Origin of the sequence: Ramlibacter sp. MMS24-I3-19 (genome assembly GCF_050320135.1) — a bacterium.
GTDB lineage: Bacteria > Pseudomonadota > Gammaproteobacteria > Burkholderiales > Burkholderiaceae_C > Ramlibacter.
Genome location: NZ_CP190017.1, coordinates 3072565 through 3093139 on the forward strand (window position 1 = coordinate 3072565; position 20575 = coordinate 3093139).

The following is a 20575-nucleotide window of genomic DNA, read 5'->3' on the forward strand; positions in this document are numbered from 1 at the left end:
CGGTCAGGTGTACGAGCCCAGGTTGCAGCCGAAGGCGTCGGGCTTCTGCATCAGGCCGGCACCGGGGACGACTTCCACCACTTCCCAGAAGTCTTCCTTGTTGCGCATCTCGCTGGGCTTCTTGCCCTTGACGATGACCACCGGGCGGATCAGCTGGTGGTCCTGCGGGCGCCAGCTCACCTCGCCGGTGAGCGACTGCAGCTTGCGCGGCGACTCGTACGACTTGATCACGTCGGGCGGGTAGAAGGTGCCGGCGTGTTCGACCGCCTCGGCCCACAGCGCGAACTCCATGTACGCGTTCTCCGCGCCCCACTCGGGCTTGTAGCCGAACTTCTTCTCGAAGGCCTCGACGAACTGCTTGGCCAGCGGGTACTTGTCTTCCATCGTCCACCAGAACTCGGTGGCCGCGTAGACGCCCTCGGTGACGTCGGGACCGACCTCGCGCGCCAGGAACGGGATCTGGTAGGGGATCACCAGCTTCATCTTCGGCAGCAGGCCGAACTGCTTGGCCTGCTGCGTGGACAGCACGGCGTCGTGGCCCCAGTTGACGTTGATCAGGAACTCGGCGCCCGAGTTGGCGATGTTCGTGAGGTAGGAGCTGTAGTCGGGCGCACCCAGCGGCGAGACCTGGTTGGTCACCATCTGCCAGCCGCCGTTCTTCATCAGGTATTCGCTGACCGACTTCGTGACGGTGTGGCCGTACGTGTAGTCGGGCGTCATGAACGCCATCTTCTTGTTCTTGCCGTAGGCCTTCACCAGGGCCGGGCCGATGGCGTTGGCGGCCGTCTCGCCGTAGAAGTTCTGGCGCACGCCATAGCGCACGCAGTCCTTGCCCGTGGTGTCGTTCGAGCCGGAGATGCCGCAGACGAACAGCACCTTCTCGCGCTGCGCGAGCTTGTTCAGGGCCACGGCCACGGCGCTCGACGTGCCGCCCGTGATCAGGATCGCCTTGTTCTCGGTGATGAAGCGCTGCTGCGCCTGCACGGCGTCATTGGGCTTGGCGGCGGAGTCCGCCACGCCGTACTTCAACTGCTTGCCCAGCACGCCCTTGGTGGTCTTGGGCGAGATGGCCTTGATCAGCGGATGGCCCGCGTTGATGTGCTCGATGGCGAGCTGGTAGCCCTTGAGCTCGTCCTCGCCCTGCACGGCGTAGGTGCCGGTGCGCGGCACCGTGATTCCGATGAACACGGAATCGCCCTGCGTGCCGGCCGGCCACGTGCCGATCGGCTGCTGCTGGTCAGCGGCGAATGCCTCGCGCATGAACCCGGGCAGTGCGAGGGAGCCGGCGGCGCCCATGCCGAGGTGGATGAAGCGGCGGCGGCTGCTGCCGTTGTCGTGTTCTTGCATGGCGTCTCCTTGCCTTGCATGGCGGGACGCCGATGCATTCGAGGAAATGTATCGGGCCGCGACCGACTGGCGGCTTGGCGAATACCCGCAGGCGCAGCCCTGCCTGGGCAGTCATGAATTCGAAGGTGTGCATCCGCAACGGATGCGGCGCCGACAAGGCGCGTGGCTCAGGCGCCGCGTTCGGCCGCTTCGAGCGTGTTGACCAGCAGCATGGCCCGCGTCATCGGTCCGACGCCACCGGGCACGGGCGTGATCCAGCCGGCGACCTGGCGGACGCCTTCGAACTCGACATCGCCGCAGAGCTTGCCTGCCTCGTTGCGGTTCATGCCGACGTCGATGACGACGGCGCCGGGCTTGACCATGTCCGCCGTGAGCACGTTGCGCTTGCCGACGGCGGCGACGACCACGTCGGCCTGCAGCGTCAGCGCCTTCAGGTCACGGGTGGCGCTGTGGCAGATGGTGACGGTGGCGTTCTTCTGCAGCAGCATCAGCGCCATCGGCTTGCCGACGATGTTGCTGCGGCCGATGACGACGGCATGCTTGCCGCGCAGGTCGTAGCCGATGCTCTCCAGCATCTTCATGCAGCCGTAGGGCGTGCACGGCCAGAAGCCGGGCTGGCCTGTCACCAGTGCGCCCGCGCTGGCGACGTGGAAGCCGTCGACATCCTTCGCAGGTGAGATCGCTTCGATCACCTTGCTCGCGTCCATGTGCTTCGGCAGCGGCAACTGCACCAGGATGCCGTGCACGGCCGGATCGGCGTTGAGCGCGCGGATGCGGGCGAGCAGCTTCTCCTCGGGAAGGTCCGCGGGGTACGTCTCGAGCGTGGCCTTCAGGCCGGTCTCGGTGCTGTCGTTGACCTTGTGGCGCGTATAGACCTGGCTAGCCGGGTCGTCGCCGACGAGGATGATGGACAGGGACGGCTCGATGCCGCGCGCCTTGAGCGCCTGCGTGCGGCCGGCCACCTCGGCGCGGATTTTCTTCGCGAGGGCGTTGCCGTCGATCAGTTGTGCGGTCATGGGAGAGGCGCCCGTTCGGCGCGATGGCAGCCGAAGGCGCTCAGGCCTTGGCGGGATGGTTCTGGCCGAGCGCGATCTTCAGCAGGTCGGCCACGGTGTTGGCGTTCAGCTTTTCCATGATGTTGGCGCGGTGCGCCTCCACCGTCTTGATGCTGATGCCCAGGTCGTCGGCGATCTGCTTGTTCAGGCGGCCGGCGACGATGCGCTCGAGCACCTGCGCCTCCCGGCTGGTGAGCTTGGAGAGCAGGGCGTCTCGGCTGGCGGCGCTCTGGTATTCGGCAAAGGCGCCGCGGGCGTGGTCGAGCATGCGCTCCACCAGGTCCACCAGTTCCTCTTCCTTGAACGGCTTCTGGATGAAATCCATCGCGCCCTTCTTCATCGTGTTGACGGCCATGGGCACGTCGCCGTGGCCGGTGATGAAGACGACGGGCAGCGGCGACTTGCGCTCGATCAGCCGGTCCTGCAGTTCGAGGCCCGTCATGCCGGCCATGCGGATGTCGACGATCAGGCAGGCGACTTCGCGCGGGTCGTAGCGGGCAAGGAAGGATTCGGCCGATTCGAAGCAGCGGACCCGGTAGTCCTTGCCCTCGAGGAGCCACTGCAGCGAGTCGCGGACCGCTTCGTCGTCATCGACCACGTAGACGGTGCCCTTTTTCGGGATCAGGCTCATGCAGGTACTCCGGCGTCCTTGTTTGCTGCGGAATTCGTAGCGCCGGAGACAGGAATCCAGAAGGAGAAACGGCAGCCGGCGACCTCGGTGCCATTGTAGATGTTCTCCGCCTGCATCCTGCCCTGGTGCGATTCGACGATGCTTCGGCACAGGTTCAGGCCGATGCCCATGCCTTCCACCTTGGTCGAGAAGAAGGCCTCGTACAGGCGCTCCATCACTTCCGGGGCCAGCCCCTTGCCGCTGTCCACGACCGAGAACTCCACCACCGGCTGCTCGCCGATCTGGTGCGGCACGGCCCGCAACTCCACGCTGCGCTGGGCCGGTGGCCGCAGCGCCTGGTCGATGGATTCGGCGGCGTTCTTCAGCAGGTTCACCAGCACCTGCTCGATCAGGATCGGGTCGACCACCAGCGTGGGCAGCCGCGCCGCGACGTAATGCGAGAGCCGCACGTTGCGCCGGCGCAGTTCGATCTCCGCCAGTTCCACGGCCTCGGCCACCATCGTCCCGACGTCGGACGGCGTGCGGTTGGGCTCGCTGCGGCGCACGAAGCTGCGAATGCGCTGGATGATCTGGCCGGCGCGCTGGGCCTGGCGGGCGGTCTTGTCCAGGGCCAGCAGCAGGTCGTCCTGCTGGATCTGGCCGCCGCGGATGCGCGAGACCAGGCCATTGCAGTAGTTGTTGATGGCCGTCAGCGGCTGGTTCAACTCGTGCGCGACGCTGGACGCCATCTCGCCCATGGTCACGAGGCGGCTGGCCGACTGGGCGCGTTCGGCCTGTGCCGCCGCCTGTTCCTCGGCGTGGCGGCGCGGCGTGATGTCGGTGGCGATCACCATCTGCGCCAGGCGGCCGTCCACCCAGTTCAGGTAGCGCGAGCGCACCTCGAGCCACTTGGCCAGCTCCGGCACGAAGATCTCGGCGTTCTCTCCCGGCGCGGTGGTCAGTTGCCCCGTGGGGAGGCCCACGAAGGAGTCGACGTCGTCCATCGCCTCGTCGGGCGAGCGCGGGTGGTCGGGCACGCCGGCCTGCGCCACCATCTGCAGGTGGCCGCCCGTGTGTTGGCCGAACCACTGGCGGTACAGCTTGTTGGCGAACAGCAGTTCCTCGCTGCCAAGCGGCGCGACGGACACCGAGGCGTCGAGCGCCTCCAGCACCGTCGTGAACCGCTCGTGCGAGGCCTGCAGCTGTTCGCGGATGCGGTTTGGCTCCGTGATGTCCGTCATCGACGTCATCCAGCCGCTCTGGTGCCCCTTGGGATCGACCAGGGGCGACACGTACATCCGCGCATCGAACAGGCTGCCGTCCTTGCGCTTGACGCGCACCTGGAAGCCGCCCGGGCCGGTGCGGTTGTTGAGCTCATCGTCGAGGCGGGCCATCAACTGCTCGAAGTCGGCTTCGGGCCAGTAGGGGAAGGGCGCGGTGCGGCCCACTAGTTCGGTGTCGTTCCACCCCGTCATCTGGCAGAAGGCCGGGTTCACGTAGGTGATGCGGCCGTGCAGGTCCAGCGCCCGCATGCCGGTGAGCATGGAGTTCTCCATCGCGCGGCGGAAGTTTGTTTCCGCCAGCAGCGCCTTCTGGGCCTGCATCCGGCGGCGCGTGTGCCGCCAGTTGCCGATCAGCATCCAGGCCGTCATCGCGCTCAGGGTTCCGACCAGCCAGAAGAGCCCGCTGCCCACGACGCCCAGCGAGGTGCGATAGGCCTGGGCCCGCAGCAGCAGGCCGTTGCCCACCGGCGAGACCGGCACTTCGTACTCGTTGGCCTGGGGCGTGGTCCACGACAGCAGGCGGCTGTCGGACCCGCGCGCGGGCAGCGACTGTCCGGCCAGCAGCCGCCCCTTCCCATCGAGCAGCGACACGGCGTAGCGCGCCGTGACTTCCGAGGGGACGCCATACCGCAGCAGGCTGTCGATCGAATACTCGGCGAGCACGACACCGGCGAAGCGGGACTGGTCCGCGAGGGGCACGTGCAGCTGCAGCAGGGGCACCGGTTCGGATCCACCGACCGGTTGCGAATACACCGGCTGCTGCAGGTCGCGCACGAGCCCGAAGGTCGATTCGGTCTCCCCGAAACGCAGCACGTCGCCGGCCAGGCGTTGCTGCTGCACCGGCAGGCTGGGGCCGGCATACGTGGCCTTGATGCGGCGGCGCTCGTCGATCCAGGTCAGCGCCTGCATCTCGGGATACTGGTTCACCAGGGCCTCGGCGCGCCCGACGAACTCCTCCGGGTCGACGTCCTTGTTCGAGACGTCGCGCGCGATGCGCATCAGCTGTTCCTGGCGCTCCAGCAGGCGCAGCCGCAGCCGTTGCTGCGCGTATTCGACGTCGCGCCGCACCGCCTCCTGCTCGCGATCGATCTCTTCGAGACGCAGGTACCAGAAGGCGGAGACGATGGCGGCGAGGAAGAGCAGCACGGCCGCCAACGGTGCGAGCATGGCGTACCGGTCCTGGCGCCCCGGCGTCTGGCGGCGCCACCAGCGACGCAGCCAAGGCACCGGCGCGGCCGGCTCGTGGAACTCCATGGGGCGGGTCTCTTGCATCGCTCTGCCGAGTGTAGGGGAGCCAAGTCTTCCATGAAAATTCACATGGTGAAACGGCTCGGCACCATTTGAAACAGGGGTGCTTCTGTGCGACACTCCGCGCCTCCGTTGCGCAGCGCGTACTACATTCCTTCCCCCAGGAGACAAAGCCATGTCAGCCCAGCCCGAGAACCTGTTCGCATCCGCCGCCAATGACGCGGACGCGCAGGAAACCCGTGAGTGGATCGACGCCTTGTCGGCCCTCATCGCGGCCGAAGGCACCCAGCGCGGCCACTTCCTTCTGGAGCAGCTGCTCGAGCAGGGGCGCCAGCAGGGCATTGACCTGCCGTTCTCGGCCACCACGGGATACGTCAACACGATCGAGCCCGAGGACGAGGAGCGCTGCCCCGGGAACCTGGAGATGGAGGAGCGCCTGCGCGCCTACATGCGCTGGAACGCCATGGCCATGGTGGTGAAGGCCAACCGCCTGCACCCTGAAGATGGCGGCGACCTGGGCGGCCACATCAGCTCGTTCGCGTCGCTGGCCACGATGTTCGGTGCCGGCTTCAACCACTTCTGGCACGCCGAGAGCGAGAACCACGGCGGCGACTGCCTCTACATCCAGGGGCACAGCTCGCCCGGCATCTACGCACGGGCCTTCCTCGAGGGGCGCATCACCGAGGAGCAGCTGCTCAATTTCCGCCAGGAGGTGGACGGCAAGGGGCTCTCCAGCTACCCGCACCCGAAGCTGATGCCCGAGTTCTGGCAGTTCCCGACCGTCTCCATGGGCCTGGGCCCGCTGATGGCGATCTACCAGGCGCGGTTCCTGAAGTACCTGCATGCCCGCGGCATCGCGAACACCGAGAACCGCAAGGTGTGGGTGTTCTGCGGCGACGGCGAGATGGACGAGGTGGAGTCGCTCGGCGCCATCGGCGTGGCCGCGCGCGAAAAGCTGGACAACCTGATCTTCGTCGTCAACTGCAACCTGCAGCGCCTGGATGGCCCGGTGCGTGGCAACGGCAAGATCATCCAGGAGCTCGAGGGCGAGTTCCGGGGCGCCGGCTGGAACGTGATCAAGCTGGTGTGGGGCAGCTACTGGGATCCGCTGCTGGCCCGCGACAAGGAAGGCATCCTGCGCCAGATCATGATGCAGACCCTGGACGGCGACTACCAGGCGATGAAGGCGAACGACGGGGCCTTCGTGCGCAAGAACTTCTTCGGCCAGCATCCCAAGGGCCTGGAGATGGTTGCCAAGATGAGCGACGAGGACATCTGGCGCCTCAATCGCGGCGGCCACGACCCGCAGAAGGTCTACGCGGCGTACCACAAGGCGGTGAACCACAAGGGCCAGCCGACGGTGCTGCTGATCAAGACCGTCAAGGGCTTCGGCATGGGCAAGGCAGGCGAGGGCCGCAACATCGCGCACCAGGCCAAGAAGCTCACGGACGACGACATCAAGATCTTCCGCGACCGCTTCAACATCCCGATCCCGGACGACAAGCTGGCCGAGATCCCGTTCTACAAGCCCGAGGAAAACACGCCGGAGATGCAGTACCTGCACGAGCGGCGCAAGGCGCTCGGCGGCTACCTGCCCAAGCGGCGCGCGAAGGCCGACGAAACCCTGAAGGTTCCGCCGCTGGAATCGTTCAAGGCCGTTCTGGAAGCCACGGCGGAGGGCCGCGAGATCAGCACCACGCAGGCCTACGTGCGCTTCCTCACGACGCTGCTGCGCGACAAGGAACTGGGCCCGCGTGCGGTGCCCATCCTGGTGGACGAGGCGCGCACCTTCGGCATGGAGGGCCTGTTCCGCACCATCGGCATCTACAGCCCCGAAGGCCAGAAGTACACGCCGCAGGACCGCGACCAGGTCTCCTACTACAAGGAGGACCAGCACGGCCAGATCCTGCAGGAGGGCATCAACGAGGCCGGCGGCATGGCCAGCTGGATCGCGGCTGCGACGTCGTACTCGACGAACAACCGCATCATGGTGCCGTTCTACATCTACTACTCGATGTTCGGCCTGCAGCGCGTGGGCGACCTGGCCTGGGCGGCGGGCGACATGCAGGCACGCGGCTTCCTGCTGGGCGGCACGTCGGGACGCACGACGCTGAATGGCGAGGGCCTGCAGCACGAGGACGGCCACAGCCTGGTGCTGGCGCAGACGATCCCGAACTGCGTCAGCTACGACCCGACGTTCGCGCACGAGGTCGCGGTGATCATGCACCACGGCCTGGTGCGGATGGTCGAGCGGCAGGACAACGTCTTCTACTACCTCACGCTCCTGAACGAGAACTACCCGATGCCCGGCCTCGTGCCCGGCACCGAGGAGCAGATCATCAAGGGCATGTACCTGTTCAAGCAGGGCGCCAAGGGCGGCAAGGGCGCGAAGGCGTCGGTGAACCTGCTCGGCTCGGGCACCATCCTGCGCGAGTCCATCGCCGCGCAGGAACTGCTGGAGAAGGACTGGGGCGTGTCGGCGAACGTGTGGAGCTGCCCCAGCTTCAACGAGCTGGCGCGCGAGGGCCAGGACTGCGAGCGCTGGAACCTGCTGCACCCGACCGAGAAGCCGCGCGTGCCCTTCGTCACCCAGCAGCTCGAGCCGCACGCGGGTCCGGTGGTCGCGTCCACCGACTACATCAAGGCCTACACCGAGCAGATCCGCCCCTTCATTCCCAAGGATCGCACCTACCGCGTGCTGGGCACCGACGGCTTCGGCCGCAGCGATTTCCGCAGCAGGCTGCGCGAGCACTTCGAGGTCAATCGCCACTACATCGTGGTGGCCGCGCTCAAGGCACTGGCCGACGACGGCAAGTTGCCCGCGGCGAAGGTGGCCGAGGCGATCGGCAAGTACGGGATCAAGACCGACAAGATCAATCCGCTGTACGCCTGAAGCCGGCCGGCGCCGCGCAAGAAGAACAACCAGGAGAACACCCATGGCAACGGTCGAAGTGCGGGTCCCCGACATCGGGGACTTCAAGGATGTCGCCGTCATCGAATTGCTGGTCAAGCCCGGCGACACCATCAAGCCCGAGCAGTCGCTGCTGACGGTGGAGAGCGACAAGGCCTCGATGGAGATTCCGGCCTCCACGGGCGGTGTCGTCAAGGAACTGAAGGTCAAGCTGGGCGACAAGGTGTCGGAGGGAAGCGTGGTGCTTCTCGTCGAGGCCGAAGGAGCCGCGGCACCGGCGAAGGCCGCCGCCGCACCGGCGCCCGTGGCGTCTGCGCCCGCGGCTGCCCCGGCGCAAGCTGCACCCGCGTCAGCCCCGGCCGCTGCGGTCCGCATCGAAGTCCGCGTCCCCGACATCGGCGATTTCAAGGACGTCGCCGTGATCGAGTTGCTGGTCAAGCCCGGCGACACGGTGAAGCAGGAGCAGTCGCTGATCACCGTCGAGAGCGACAAGGCCTCGATGGAGATTCCGTCGTCTGCCGCGGGCACGGTGAAGGAGCTGAAGGTCAAGCTCGGTGACAAGGTCAACATCGGCGATCTCGTCGCGGTTCTCGAAGGCGCCACGAGCGCGGCTGCCGCAGCGCCGGCGGCGGCGAAGGCGAGCGCTCCTGCCCCCACGCCTTCTGCGCCCGCACCCAGCGCGCAGTCGCCCGCCCCCGAGCGCAGCCTGCCCACGGCGGCCCTGCCGCCTCACGAGCCGGGAGCGCCCACGGGCAAGCTGCCGCACGCATCGCCGTCCGTGCGCAAGTTCGCGCGCGAACTGGGCGTGCCGCTGGAGGAGGTGAAGGGCAGCGGGCCGAAGGGCCGCATCCTGCACGAGGACGTGCAGGCGTTCACCAAGGCCGTCATGCAGGGCCAGGCGACGACGAAGGCGGCTGCGGGCAAGATGCCCGCGGGCGCCGGTGGCGAGGCGCTGGGCCTGCTTCCGTGGCCCAAGGTGGACTTCGCCAAGTTCGGGCCGACCGAGCGCAAGGACCTGCCGCGCATCAAGAAGATCAGCGGCGCGAACCTGCACCGCAACTGGGTGATGATCCCGCACGTCACCAACCACGACGATGCCGACATCACCGAGCTGGAGGCGTTTCGCGTCCAGCTGAACAAGGAGAACGAGAAGAGCGGCATCAAGGTGACCATGCTCGCGTTCCTCATCAAGGCCTGCGTCGCGGCGCTCAAGAAGTTCCCGGACTTCAACAGCTCGCTCGACGGCGAGCAGCTGGTGGTGAAGAACTACTGGCACATCGGCTTCGCGGCCGACACGCCCAACGGCCTGGTCGTCCCGGTGATCAAGGACGCCGACAAGAAGGGCATCCTGCAGATCAGCCAGGAGATGTCGGACCTGGCGAAGAAGGCACGCGACGGCAAGCTGGGTCCGGCCGACATGACGGGTGCCACGTTCACGATCTCCTCGCTGGGAGGCATCGGCGGCCGTTACTTCACCCCGATCATCAACGCGCCCGAAGTCGCTATCCTCGGCGTCTGCCGCAGCCAGACCGAACCGGTCTGGGACGGCAAGCAGTTCCAGCCCCGGCTGGTGCTGCCGCTGTCGCTGTCCTGGGACCATCGCGTGATCGACGGTGCCTCGGCGGCCCGCTTCAATGCGTACCTGGGTGCCGTGCTGGCGGACTTCCGCCGCGTGCTCCTCTAGAAAGAACAAGAGACCCTGACGAGATGACAACCGTCGTAGTAGTGAAGAAGGCCGGACAGATCGCCATCGCCGCCGACACCCTGGTGACCTTCGGCGACACCATGCTCTCCAAGCGCTACGAGGACAACGCGAAGATCTTCCGCGTCGACACCGACGCGGGTCCCAGCTATGTCGGCATGGCCGGCACCGTGGCCCACTTCCCGGTGCTGCGCAAGGCCATGGGATCGATGCCGCGCGAGATCCTCCAGCTGGGCAGCAAGGACGAGGTGTTCGACACGTTCACCAAGCTCCATCCCTACCTGAAGGACAACTTCTTCCTGCAGACCAAGGAGGAGGACAGCGACCCGTACGAGTCCAGCCAGTTCAGCGTGGTCATTGCCAACGCCAGTGGCATCTATGGCCTCTACAGTTATCGCGAGGTGTTCGAGTTCAAGGAGTTCTGGGGCATCGGCTCCGGCCGCAGCTTCGCGCTGGGTGCCATGCACGCCAGCTATGGCAAGGCCAAGACGGCCAAGGAAGTCGCCGAGGCGGGCATCACGGCGGGTTGCGAGTTCGATCGCAATTCGGCACTGCCTTTCGACGTGTTCACGTTGCGCAGCAAGGAAGCCAAATGAGCACGGTCGAAGTGCAGGTCCCCGACATCGGGGACTTCAAGGAAGTCGCCATCATCGAGATCCTGGTCAAGCCGGGTGACACGGTGAAGCCGGAGCAGTCGCTCATCACGGTGGAGAGCGACAAGGCGTCGATGGAGATTCCGTCCAGCCACGCAGGCACCGTGAAGGAGCTCAAGGTCAAGCTGGGCGACAAGGTGTCGCAGGGATCGACCATCCTGGTGCTGGAAGCGCAAGGCGCAGGCCAGGCTGCGGCCCCTGCACCCGCACCTGCGGCGAAGGCCGCAGCACCGGCACCGCAAGCCTCAGCCCCGGCCGCGGCGCCGGTCGCCTCCACGTATGCCGGCGGCGCCGACCTCGAGTGCGACATGCTCGTGCTCGGTGCCGTCCCGGCGGCTATTCGGCCGCGTTCCGCGCCGCCGACCTGGGCATGAAGGTGGTGCTGGTGGAGCGCTACGCCACGCTCGGGGGCGTCTGCCTCAACGTCGGTTGCATCCCGTCCAAGGCGCTGCTGCACGTTGCCGCCGTGATGGACGAGGTGAGCCACTTCGATGCACTCGGCGTGAGCTTCGGCAAGCCGACGCTCGACCTCGACAAGCTGCGCGCGCACAAGTCCAAGGTCGTGGGCAAGCTCACCGGCGGCCTGTCGGCGATGGCCAAGATGCGCAAGGTGACGGTCGTGCGCGGCTACGGCAGCTTCGTCGACCCGCACCATGTGGCGGTCGAGGAGACCACGGGCGACGGCCAGGAGAAGACCGGCAAGAAGCAGACGATCCGCTTCAAGAACGCGATCATCGCCGCCGGCTCGCAAGCCGTGCGCCTGCCGTTCATGCCGCAGGACCCGCGCGTGGTCGATTCCACCGGCGCGCTCGGCCTGGCGGGGGTGCCCAAGCGCATGCTGATCCTGGGCGGCGGCATCATCGGCCTGGAGATGGGCACGGTGTATTCCACGCTCGGCGCGCGGCTCGACGTCGTCGAGATGCTCGATGGCCTGATGCAGGGCGCCGACCGTGACCTGGTGCGCGTGTGGCAGAAGATGAATGCGCCGCGGTTCGACAACGTCATGTTGAAGACGAAGACCGTCGGCGCCGAGGCGACGAAGGACGGCATCCTGGTGCGCTTCGAGGGCGAGCAGGCGCCCAAGGAACCACAGCTCTACGACCTGGTGCTGCAGGCCGTCGGCCGCAGCCCGAACGGCAAGAAGATTGGGGCGGAAAAGGCCGGTGTCACCGTCAGCGATCGCGGCTTCATCCCAGTCGACGTGCAGATGCGCACCAACGTGCCCCACATCTTCGCCATCGGCGACATCGTGGGCCAGCCGATGCTCGCCCACAAGGCGGTGCACGAAGCGCACGTGGCGGCCGAAGCCGCCGCGGGAGAGAAGGTGAGCTTCGATGCCCGCGTGATTCCCAGCGTGGCCTACACCGACCCCGAAGTGGCTTGGGTGGGCATCACCGAGGATCAGGCCAAGGCGCAGGGCATCGCCATCAAGAAGGGGCACTTCCCCTGGACCGCGTCGGGCCGCGCCATCGCGAACGCGCGCGACGAGGGCTTCACCAAGCTGCTGTTCGACGCGCAGACCCACCGGATCCTGGGCGGCGGCATCGTCGGCACGCATGCGGGCGACATGATCGGCGAAGTGGCGCTGGCCATCGAGATGGGCGCGGACGAAGTGGACATCGGCAAGACGATCCACCCGCACCCGACGCTCGGCGAGAGCATCGGCATGGCCGCCGAGATCGCGCACGGCACGTGCACCGACGTGCCGCCGCAGCGCAAGTAGGGATCAGAAGCGGCCGGTGATCCGGCCGCCGTTCACGGTTGGGCGCCGGCCTCGCCGCCGGCCAGCGGGGCTTGTTGCTGGCTCACCAGCACCCGGCGCGCGCCGTCGAAGCGGCGCTGCCAGTAGTTGGCGCCCATGTTCTCCACCCGCACCTCGGCGCCCGGCTTGGGCGAGTGGATGAACTTGCCGTCGCCCACGTAGATGCCCACGTGGCTGAACGCGCGCCGCATCGTGTTGAAGAACACCAGGTCGCCCGGTTGCAGGTCGCGCTTGTCGACCGACTGCGTTGCCGCAGCCTGCTGCTCGGCACGCCGCGGCAGCACGAGGCCCACCGTCTGCTCGTAGATCGCCTTCACGAAGCCGCTGCAGTCGAAGCCCCCGGTCTCCGCGCTGTTGCCGCCGCGACGGTAGGGCACGCCGAGGAACCCCATCGCGGTGACGACCAGTTCGGAGGTCGTCGTGCCGATGCGCGAGCGCACCTGGCCGATGCGGTCCATCAGGCCGTTGTCTGCAACGAAGCGTTGAAGGTCATCTTCCTGGCTGGTGGGCGCCTGCGACGGCGCGGCCTGCGCCGACATGGCGGCCGCGAGCGCGACGGTGGAAAGCAACCTCAACAGCAACATGGTCGGCAGGGTAAGGAGCCCAAGCGCACAAGTCAAGGGAGGTATGCAATGTAACTCTTTGATCCGTCAGGAAATTCTGCATGGTCCGATAGGGCCAGCGCTTCTGCGGCCCGGACCGCAGCGAAGAACGCGTGGCCGCCAGCTCAGGGCTGGATGAGGCCCTTGCGAACCGCGTAGCGCGTGAGGCTGGCCACGTCGTTCAGCCGCAGCCGCTCCATGATGCGGGCGCGGTGCACGTCGACGGTCTTCGGCGACAGCCCCAGTTCGGTGGCGATCTCCTTGGACGCCATCCCGTGCGCGACCAGCTTGAGGATCTCCACCTGCCGCTGCGTGAGCCCGTCCTCCGCAGCCTGGGCCTCCGGCTCCAGCAGCCGCTGCGCGACCACCGGGCTGAAGTAGCTGCCGGTCGCCATCACGCTGGCGATCGAACGTTCCAGTTCCGCGGGCGCGGCGTCCTTCATCACGTAGCCGCACGCTCCCGCGGCGATCGCGCGGCGCACGATGCCCACGGTGTCGTGCATCGAGAGCACCAGCAGGCGAACCTGCGGGTGGCGCGCATGGATGTCGGCGATCGCAGCGATGCCATCCATGCCTGGCATCGAGATGTCGGTCATCGCGATGTCGGGCACGATGGCGTCCACCAGGGCCACCAGTTCCGTGCCGTTGCGGGCCTCCCCCTCGACCTGGACACCCGGCACCATGCCCAGCAGCGCCCGGATCCCCGAACGCACCAGGTCATGGTCGTCCGCCAGGACCAGGCGGATCGGGGTGGGGGCGGGGTGGGTCATGTGGGTGGGATCGGGCCGGTCGGCCGAGCCGAAGTGTAGTGGCCCGTGCTGCCAATGGTTGCAGGGCAGGGGGCGACCTTAGGCCTCTGACTTAAGCCGGGCGCGGAACCGGCTGACCACGGCCGCGTTCGCCTGTGGTGTCATGCCATCCATGCTCCTCCAGGGATTGCAGCCACCCATGGATCCTTCATTCGCTCCGACCCAGTTCGACATGGACGAGCAGCCCACCGGCGCCGCGCCATCTCGTTCCCCGACACGCCTGCACACCTGGCTGCAACGGCTGGGCCTCCGGGCGCGTCGTGGGCTGCGCGACGCCCAGACCGGCCTGTACAACCGCGCCGGCCTGCTCACCCTGGGCGAGCATCTCCTGGCGCGCCACGGCACGGCCGATGCCACGCTGGTGGTGTTCGACTTTTCCGATCTGCTCGAGATGCGGTGGCTGTACGGTCCCCGGGCTGGCGCGATCGCCCGCCGCACGGTGGCCGCCACGTTGACCCGGATCGCAGGGCGGCGAGGCCTTGCCGCCCGCACCGGGCCGGCGCAGTTCGCCGTCCTGCTGCCCGGCGCGGACTGCCAGCGCGCGCGCGACGCATTGCGCCGCGCCCTGGGCCATCCGTGCAGGCTCGAGCTCGAACTCGGCCGGGAAGAGCTGGTGCTGGTGCCGTACCACGCGGTGGCTCCCTGCAAGACTGCGCCGGGCGACCTCGAACGGCAGTACATGCAGCTGAGCGAGATCGTCGCGCGCGAGCGCGCCAGCGACGAGCGCCGACGGCGCAGGTCGCGCAGCGGCAGCAGGTCGCGCGGCACCGCCAGCGTGCCACCGGACTCGCAGTCTTCTTCGTTGCCCGCCAGCCTGCCCTGAGGGCCCGCCGATAATCGGCAGCAACGAGGAGACCGTGACGATGCTGCTGGATGCCGACGAGAGCCACCTGGTGCTGATGGACTACCAGCAGCGCATGCTGCCGGCGATCCACGAGGGCAGTGCCATCCTCGCGCGCGCCGTGCAACTCGCGCGCGCGGCCCAGCTTCTGGGCGTTCCGTGCTGGGCCGTCGAGCAGAACCCCGCTGGACTCGGACCTACCGATGCTTCACTGGCGCCCCTGGTCGGCAAGACCGTGGGGAAGATGTCGTTCGGTGCCGGCGAGCAGCTGATCCCCCGCCTGCGGCCGCCGCAGCGCGCGGCCGGCGGCAACGCGCGGAGCCTGCCCAAGCACCTGCGCAAGCCGGCGGAGCCGGAACCGGAGGGACCCTCGAGCATCGTGCTCGCCGGATGCGAGGCGCATGTGTGCCTGCTGCAGACGGCCCTCGAACTGCTGGACGAGGAGTTCGAGGTCTGGGTGGTCACGGATGCCTGCGGCTCGCGCACCGAGCGCGATCGCGACGCAGCCTTCGACAGGCTCGCTGGCGCGGGCTGCGAACTGGTCACGACCGAGATGGTGCTGTTCGAATGGCTGCGCACGGCCGAGCACCCCAAGTTCAAGGACGTGCAGGGGCTGATCAAGTAACACGCGCAGTCTCCCGGCCGTCAGCGTGCGGCAAGCCCTGCAGCCACAATGGCCGCGGCCACGAGGAGACAGCATGGATTACGCCGAGTTCCACCGTCGCTCGATCGACGAGCCCGATGCCTTCTGGGCCGAGCAGGCCCGCCTGATCGACTGGCGGCAGCCGCCGGCCAGCATCTGCGACCAGAGCCGCCCGCCGTTCACGCGCTGGTTCACGGGCGGCACCACCAATCTCTGCCACAACGCGGTGGATCGGCACCTGCAGTCGCGCGGTGAGCACGCAGCGCTGATTGCGGTGTCGACCGAGACCGGCAGCGAGCGGACCTACACCTTTCGCGAGCTGCATGCGGAGGTGCAGCGCACCGCGGCGATGCTGCTGGCGCTGGGCGTGCGCAAGGGCGACCGCGTGCTGGTGTACATGCCCATGGTCGCCGAGGCGGTGTTCACGATGCTGGCCTGCGCGCGCATCGGGGCCATCCACTCCGTGGTGTTCGGTGGCTTCGCCTCGGTCTCGCTGGCCAGCCGCATCGAGGATGCGCAACCCACGGTGATCGTCAGCGCCGACGCGGGCTCGCGTGCCGGCAAGGTGATGCCGTACAAGCCGCTGCTCGACGAGGCGATCCGGCTCTCATCGCACAAGCCTTCCGCCGTGCTGCTCGCCGATCGCGGGCTGGCGCCCATGGAGCGCGTCGCCGGCCGTGACCACGACTGGGTGCCCTTGCGCGAGAAGCACCTGCAGACGTCCGTGCCTTGCGAGTGGCTCGATGCCACCGAGGTGAGCTACACGCTCTACACGAGCGGGACGACGGGCAAGCCCAAGGGCGTGCAGCGCGACGTCGGCGGCTACGCCGTGGCGCTGGCGGCCAGCATGAAGCACATCTTCGAGGGCGGGCCCGGCCAGACCTATTTCTGCGCCAGCGACATCGGCTGGGTGGTGGGCCACAGCTACATCGTGTACGGACCGCTGATCGCCGGCATGGCCACGATCCTCTACGAGGGGCTGCCGATCCGGCCCGACGCTTCAGTCTGGTGGAGTCTCGTGGAGAAGTACGGCGTGAACGTGATGTTCACCTCGCCGACCGCCGTGCGCGTGCTGAAGAAGCACGATCCCGCGCACCTGAAGAAGCACGACCTCTCCACCTTGCGCGGCCTGTTCCTCGCGGGCGAACCGCTGGATGAACCCACGGCCCGCTGGATCGCCGACGGTCTTGGGGTGCCCGTGATCGACAACTACTGGCAGACGGAGAGCGGCTGGCCGATCCTCACCATCGCGAACGGCGTGCAGAAGCAAGCGAGCAAGTACGGCAGCCCGGGCCTGCCCATGTACGGCTTCAAGGTGAAGATCGTCCACGAGTCCACCGGCGAGACGCTCGACGCGCCGAACCAGAAGGGCGTGGTGGTGATCGAGGGGCCCACGCCACCCGGATTCATGCAGACCATATGGCGGGATGACGCGCGCTTCGTGCGTACCTACTGGGACAGCATCCCCGGCCTGCAGGTCTACAACACCTTCGACTGGGGCATCCGCGATGCGGACGGCTACTACTACATCCTCGGCCGCACCGACGACGTGATCAACGTCGCGGGCCACCGCCTCGGCACGCGCGAGATCGAGGAGAGCATCTCCAGCCATCCCGGCGTCGCTGAGGTGGCCGTGGTCGGCGTGGCCGATCCGGTGAAGGGCCAGGTCGCGATGGCCTTCGTCGTCGCGCGCGATGCCGCATCGGTCGCCGAGCCCGCCGCGGCGCTGAAGCTGGAAGGCGACATCATGAAGCGCGTCGACCAGCAGCTCGGCGCGGTCGCGCGTCCCGCACGCGTGCGCTTCGTGACGCTGCTGCCCAAGACCCGCAGCGGCAAGCTGCTGCGCCGTGCGATCCAGGCCGTCTGCGAAGGCCGGGATCCCGGCGACCTGACGACCATCGAAGACCCTGCTGCCCTGCAGCAGATCAAGGACCAGCTAGCTGCCTGAACCGCACAGCGCTCCACTCCCGGCCCCCTCGGTCGTAGAGCCACGCTCCACTCCCTCTCCCCCTCGGGGGAGAGGGCTGGGGAGAGGGGGTTCGTGAGAGCGGTCACGGACCGTGTTGCGGAGACGCGAGTGCCACGAAGTGGCACAATGCGCGACGCAACTCAGGTCCTTCCGACCCACACAGTCGCATCCGCCAATCGGTCCAGCCGTGTCGCGGAAGGTTTCCTCAACCAACTGAAGTTCCCTGCAGGGGAACAGAAAGTCAGCGCGATGAGCGATCAGAGCTCGGTCTACACGGCCTATCGTGGCAATTCCTACCTGTTCGGCGGCAACGCGCCGTACGTGGAGGAGATGTACGAGAACTACCTGGCCAACCCCGGCAGCGTCCCCGACACCTGGCGCGAATACTTCGACGCCCTGCAGCACGTGCCCGCCGCCGACGGCAGCAACGCCAAGGACGTGCCGCACATGCCCGTCATCAACGCGTTCGCCGAGCGCGCCAAGCAGGGCGGCACCCGCGTGGTGGGCGCCGCCTCCGCCGATTCCGACTTCTCGCGCAAGCGCACCGCCGTCCAGCAGCTGATCGCCGCCTACCGGAACGTGGGCTGCCGCTGGGCCGACCTCGATCCGCTCAAGCGCACCGAGCGCGAGAACATCCCCGAGCTCGAGGCTTCGTTCTACGGCTTCACCGCCGCTGACCAGGAAGCGGTGTTCAACACCAGCAACACCTTCTTCGGCAAGGAGTCGATGTCGCTGCGCGAGCTGACCAACGCGCTGCGCGAGACCTACTGCGGCACCATCGGCGCCGAGTTCATGTACATCAGCGACCAGGGCCGCAAGCGCTGGTGGCAGCAGAAGCTGGAGTCGATCCGCGCGAAGCCGAACTTCAGCGCCGAGAAGAAGAAGCACATCCTCGACCGGCTGACGGCTGCCGAGGGCCTGGAGCGTTTCCTGCACACCAAGTACGTGGGCCAGAAGCGCTTCTCGCTGGAAGGCGGCGAGAGCTTCATCGCCTCGATGGACGAACTGATCCAGCAGGCCGGCAGCAAGGGCGTGCAGGAGATCGTGATCGGCATGGCCCACCGCGGCCGTCTCAACGTGCTGGTGAACTCGCTGGGCAAGATGCCCGCCGACCTGTTCGCCGAGTTCGACCACACGGCCAAGGAAGACCTGCCGTCCGGCGACGTGAAGTACCACCAGGGCTTCAGCTCCGACGTCACCACCCCCGGCGGTCCGGTGCACCTGTCGCTGGCGTTCAATCCGTCGCACCTGGAGATCGTGAACCCGGTGGTCGAAGGCTCGGTGCGCGCCCGCATGGACCGCCGCGCCGATCCCCGTGGCAAGCAGGTGCTGCCGGTGCTGGTGCATGGCGACGCCGCCATCGCCGGCCAGGGCGTCGTGCAGGAGACGCTGGCGCTGGCCGAGACCCGCGGCTACTTCACGGGCGGCACGGTCCACATCGTCATCAACAACCAGATCGGCTTCACCACCAGCGATCCGCGCGACACGCGCTCGACGCTGTACTGCACCGACATCGTGAAGATGATCGAGGCGCCGGTGCTGCACGTGAACGGCGACGATCCGGAAGCCGTGGCGCTGGTCACCCAGCTCGCCCTCGAGTACCGGATGGAGTTCGCCAAGGACGTCGTCGTCGACATCGTCTGCTTCCGCAAGCTGGGCCACAACGAGCAGGACACACCGTCGCTCACCCAGCCGCTCATGTACAAGAAGATCGCGGCCCACCCCGGCACGCGCAAGCTGTACGCCGACAAGCTGGCGGCCCAGGGCCTGGGTGAGTCGCTGGGCGACGACATGGTCAAGGCCTACCGCGCTGCCATGGACGCGGGCAAGCACACGGTCGACCCGGTGCTGACCAACTTCAAGAGCAAGTACGCGGTCGACTGGAGCCCGTACCTGGGCAAGAAGTGGACCGACGCCGCCGACACCGCCATCCCGATGGCCGAGTGGAAGCGTCTGGCCGAGCGCATCACCACGGTGCCGGACAACTTCACCGTGCACCCGCTGGTCAAGAAGGTGCTCGAGGATCGCGCGGCGATGGGCCGTGGCGAGGTCAACGTCGACTGGGGCATGGGCGAGCACATGGCGTTCGCCTCGCTGGTGGCCAGCGGCTACCCCGTGCGCCTGTCCGGCGAGGACGTGGGCCGGGGCACGTTCACGCACCGCCATGCGGTGCTGCACGACCAGAACCGCGAGCGCTGGGACACCGGCACCTTCATCCCGCTGCAGAACGTGGCCGAGAACCAGGCGCCCTTCGTCTGCATCGACTCCATCCTGTCGGAAGAGGCCGTGCTGGGCTTCGAGTACGGCTATGCGTCCAACGACCCGAACACGCTGGTGATCTGGGAAGCGCAGTTCGGCGACTTCGCCAACGGTGCGCAGGTGGTGATCGACCAGTTCATCGCCTCGGGCGAGGTGAAGTGGGGCCGCGTCAACGGCATCACGCTGATGCTGCCGCACGGCTATGAAGGCCAGGGCCCCGAGCACAGCTCGGCCCGCCTGGAGCGCTTCATGCAGCTGTCCGCCGACACGAACATCCAGGTGGTGCAGCCGACCACTGCCAGCCAGATCTTCCACGTGCTGCGCCGGCAGATGGTGCGCTCGCTGCGCAAGCCGCTGGTCATCATGACGCCCAAGTCGCTGCTGCGGAACAAGGACGCCACCTCGCCGCTGTCCGAGTTCACCCGCGGCGGCTTCCAGACCGTGATCCCCGAGACGAAGGCCGACCTGAAGGCCGACAAGGTCAAGCGCGTGATCGTCTGCTCTGGCAAGGTCTACTACGACCTGGCCAAGAAGCGCGAGGAGAAGGGCGCCGACGACACCGCGATCCTGCGCGTCGAGCAGCTCTATCCGTTCCCGCACAAGGCGTTCGCCACCGAGCTGAAGAAGTACCCGAACGCGACGGAGGTCGTGTGGTGCCAGGACGAGCCGCAGAACCAGGGCGCCTGGTTCTTCGTGCAGCACTACATCCACGAGAACATGGCCGACGGCCAAAAGCTCGGCTACTCGGGCCGCGCCGCTTCGGCATCGCCGGCAGTGGGCTACTCGCACCTGCACCAGGAGCAGCAGAAGGCGCTTGTCGACGGCGCGTTCGGCAAGCTCAAGGGCTTCGTTCTCACCAAATAAGAGGGGCTACCAAGGGT

13 protein-coding genes and 1 pseudogene are annotated in these 20575 nt (G+C 67.4%); 8 read left to right on the forward strand and 6 right to left on the reverse strand.

All coding sequences use genetic code 11. The features are described from left to right. Positions 1-3: 3 nt before the first annotated feature. The 4 genes from ACPWT1_RS15340 to ACPWT1_RS15355 form a co-directional block, all read right to left on the reverse strand. A complete protein-coding gene (locus ACPWT1_RS15340) occupies positions 4-1347 on the reverse strand; it encodes a substrate-binding protein (RefSeq protein WP_427912019.1) in 1344 nt (447 codons plus the stop codon). A 167-nt stretch (positions 1348-1514) separates the two neighbouring features. Next, complete coding sequence (gene folD, locus ACPWT1_RS15345) at positions 1515-2363, reverse strand: bifunctional methylenetetrahydrofolate dehydrogenase/methenyltetrahydrofolate cyclohydrolase FolD (RefSeq protein ID WP_427912020.1); 849 nt, start codon at positions 2361-2363, stop codon at positions 1515-1517. A gap of 40 nt (positions 2364-2403) precedes the next feature. Continuing rightward, positions 2404-3033 carry a response regulator transcription factor gene (locus ACPWT1_RS15350; RefSeq protein WP_427912021.1) on the reverse strand — a complete coding sequence of 210 codons (630 nt, stop codon included), beginning with the start codon at positions 3031-3033 and terminating at the stop codon, positions 2404-2406. After that, on the reverse strand, positions 3030-5567 hold the full coding sequence (locus ACPWT1_RS15355) for a PAS domain-containing sensor histidine kinase (protein ID WP_427912022.1): 2538 nt from the start codon (positions 5565-5567) through the stop codon (positions 3030-3032). Before ACPWT1_RS15355 ends, ACPWT1_RS15350 begins: the two co-directional genes overlap by 4 nt. A gap of 151 nt (positions 5568-5718) precedes the next feature. On the opposite strand from ACPWT1_RS15355, the gene aceE reads away from it, so the two are divergent. The 4 genes and pseudogenes from aceE (at position 5719) to lpdA (ending at position 12532) form a co-directional block, all read left to right on the forward strand. Continuing rightward, entirely contained in the window at positions 5719-8436 is a 2718-nt protein-coding gene (aceE, locus tag ACPWT1_RS15360; protein ID WP_427912023.1) for a pyruvate dehydrogenase (acetyl-transferring), homodimeric type, read from the forward strand. 43 nt (positions 8437-8479) lie between these two features. Further along, positions 8480-10138, forward strand: coding sequence for a dihydrolipoyllysine-residue acetyltransferase (aceF, locus tag ACPWT1_RS15365; RefSeq protein ID WP_427912024.1), 1659 nt, complete (start codon positions 8480-8482; stop codon positions 10136-10138). Between the two features lie 23 nt (positions 10139-10161). Beyond that, the gene (locus tag ACPWT1_RS15370) at positions 10162-10752 is read left to right on the forward strand and encodes an MFS transporter (protein WP_427912025.1); all 591 of its coding nucleotides are present in this window, start codon (positions 10162-10164) and stop codon (positions 10750-10752) included. Next, positions 10749-12532: pseudogene (gene lpdA, locus ACPWT1_RS15375) on the forward strand (dihydrolipoyl dehydrogenase). The gene ACPWT1_RS15370 and the pseudogene lpdA overlap by 4 nt, the downstream one beginning before the upstream one ends. Positions 12533-12564: 32 nt before the next feature. Here the strand turns inward: lpdA and ACPWT1_RS15380 are convergent. Next, positions 12565-13155 (reverse strand): C40 family peptidase, encoded by a 591-nt coding sequence (locus ACPWT1_RS15380; protein ID WP_427912026.1) that lies wholly within the window; start codon positions 13153-13155, stop codon positions 12565-12567. Positions 13156-13298: 143 nt separating this feature from the next. Next, positions 13299-13943 (reverse strand): response regulator, encoded by a 645-nt coding sequence (locus tag ACPWT1_RS15385; protein ID WP_427912027.1) that lies wholly within the window; start codon positions 13941-13943, stop codon positions 13299-13301. Positions 13944-14121: 178 nt separating this feature from the next. Between ACPWT1_RS15385 and ACPWT1_RS15390 the strand changes: the two genes are divergently transcribed. The 4 genes from ACPWT1_RS15390 (at position 14122) to ACPWT1_RS15405 (ending at position 20558) form a co-directional block, all read left to right on the forward strand. Next, positions 14122-14805 (forward strand): GGDEF domain-containing protein, encoded by a 684-nt coding sequence (locus ACPWT1_RS15390; RefSeq protein WP_427912028.1) that lies wholly within the window; start codon positions 14122-14124, stop codon positions 14803-14805. A gap of 40 nt (positions 14806-14845) precedes the next feature. Continuing rightward, positions 14846-15448: an isochorismatase family protein gene (locus ACPWT1_RS15395; protein WP_427915570.1), complete on the forward strand. Its 603-nt coding sequence runs from the start codon at positions 14846-14848 to the stop codon at positions 15446-15448. A 73-nt stretch (positions 15449-15521) separates the two neighbouring features. After that, positions 15522-17414, forward strand: a complete 1893-nt coding sequence (locus ACPWT1_RS15400) for a propionate--CoA ligase (protein ID WP_427912029.1) — start codon at positions 15522-15524, stop codon at positions 17412-17414. A 270-nt stretch (positions 17415-17684) separates the two neighbouring features. Further along, positions 17685-20558: a 2-oxoglutarate dehydrogenase E1 component gene (locus ACPWT1_RS15405; RefSeq protein ID WP_427912030.1), complete on the forward strand. Its 2874-nt coding sequence runs from the start codon at positions 17685-17687 to the stop codon at positions 20556-20558. Positions 20559-20575 lie beyond the last annotated feature (17 nt).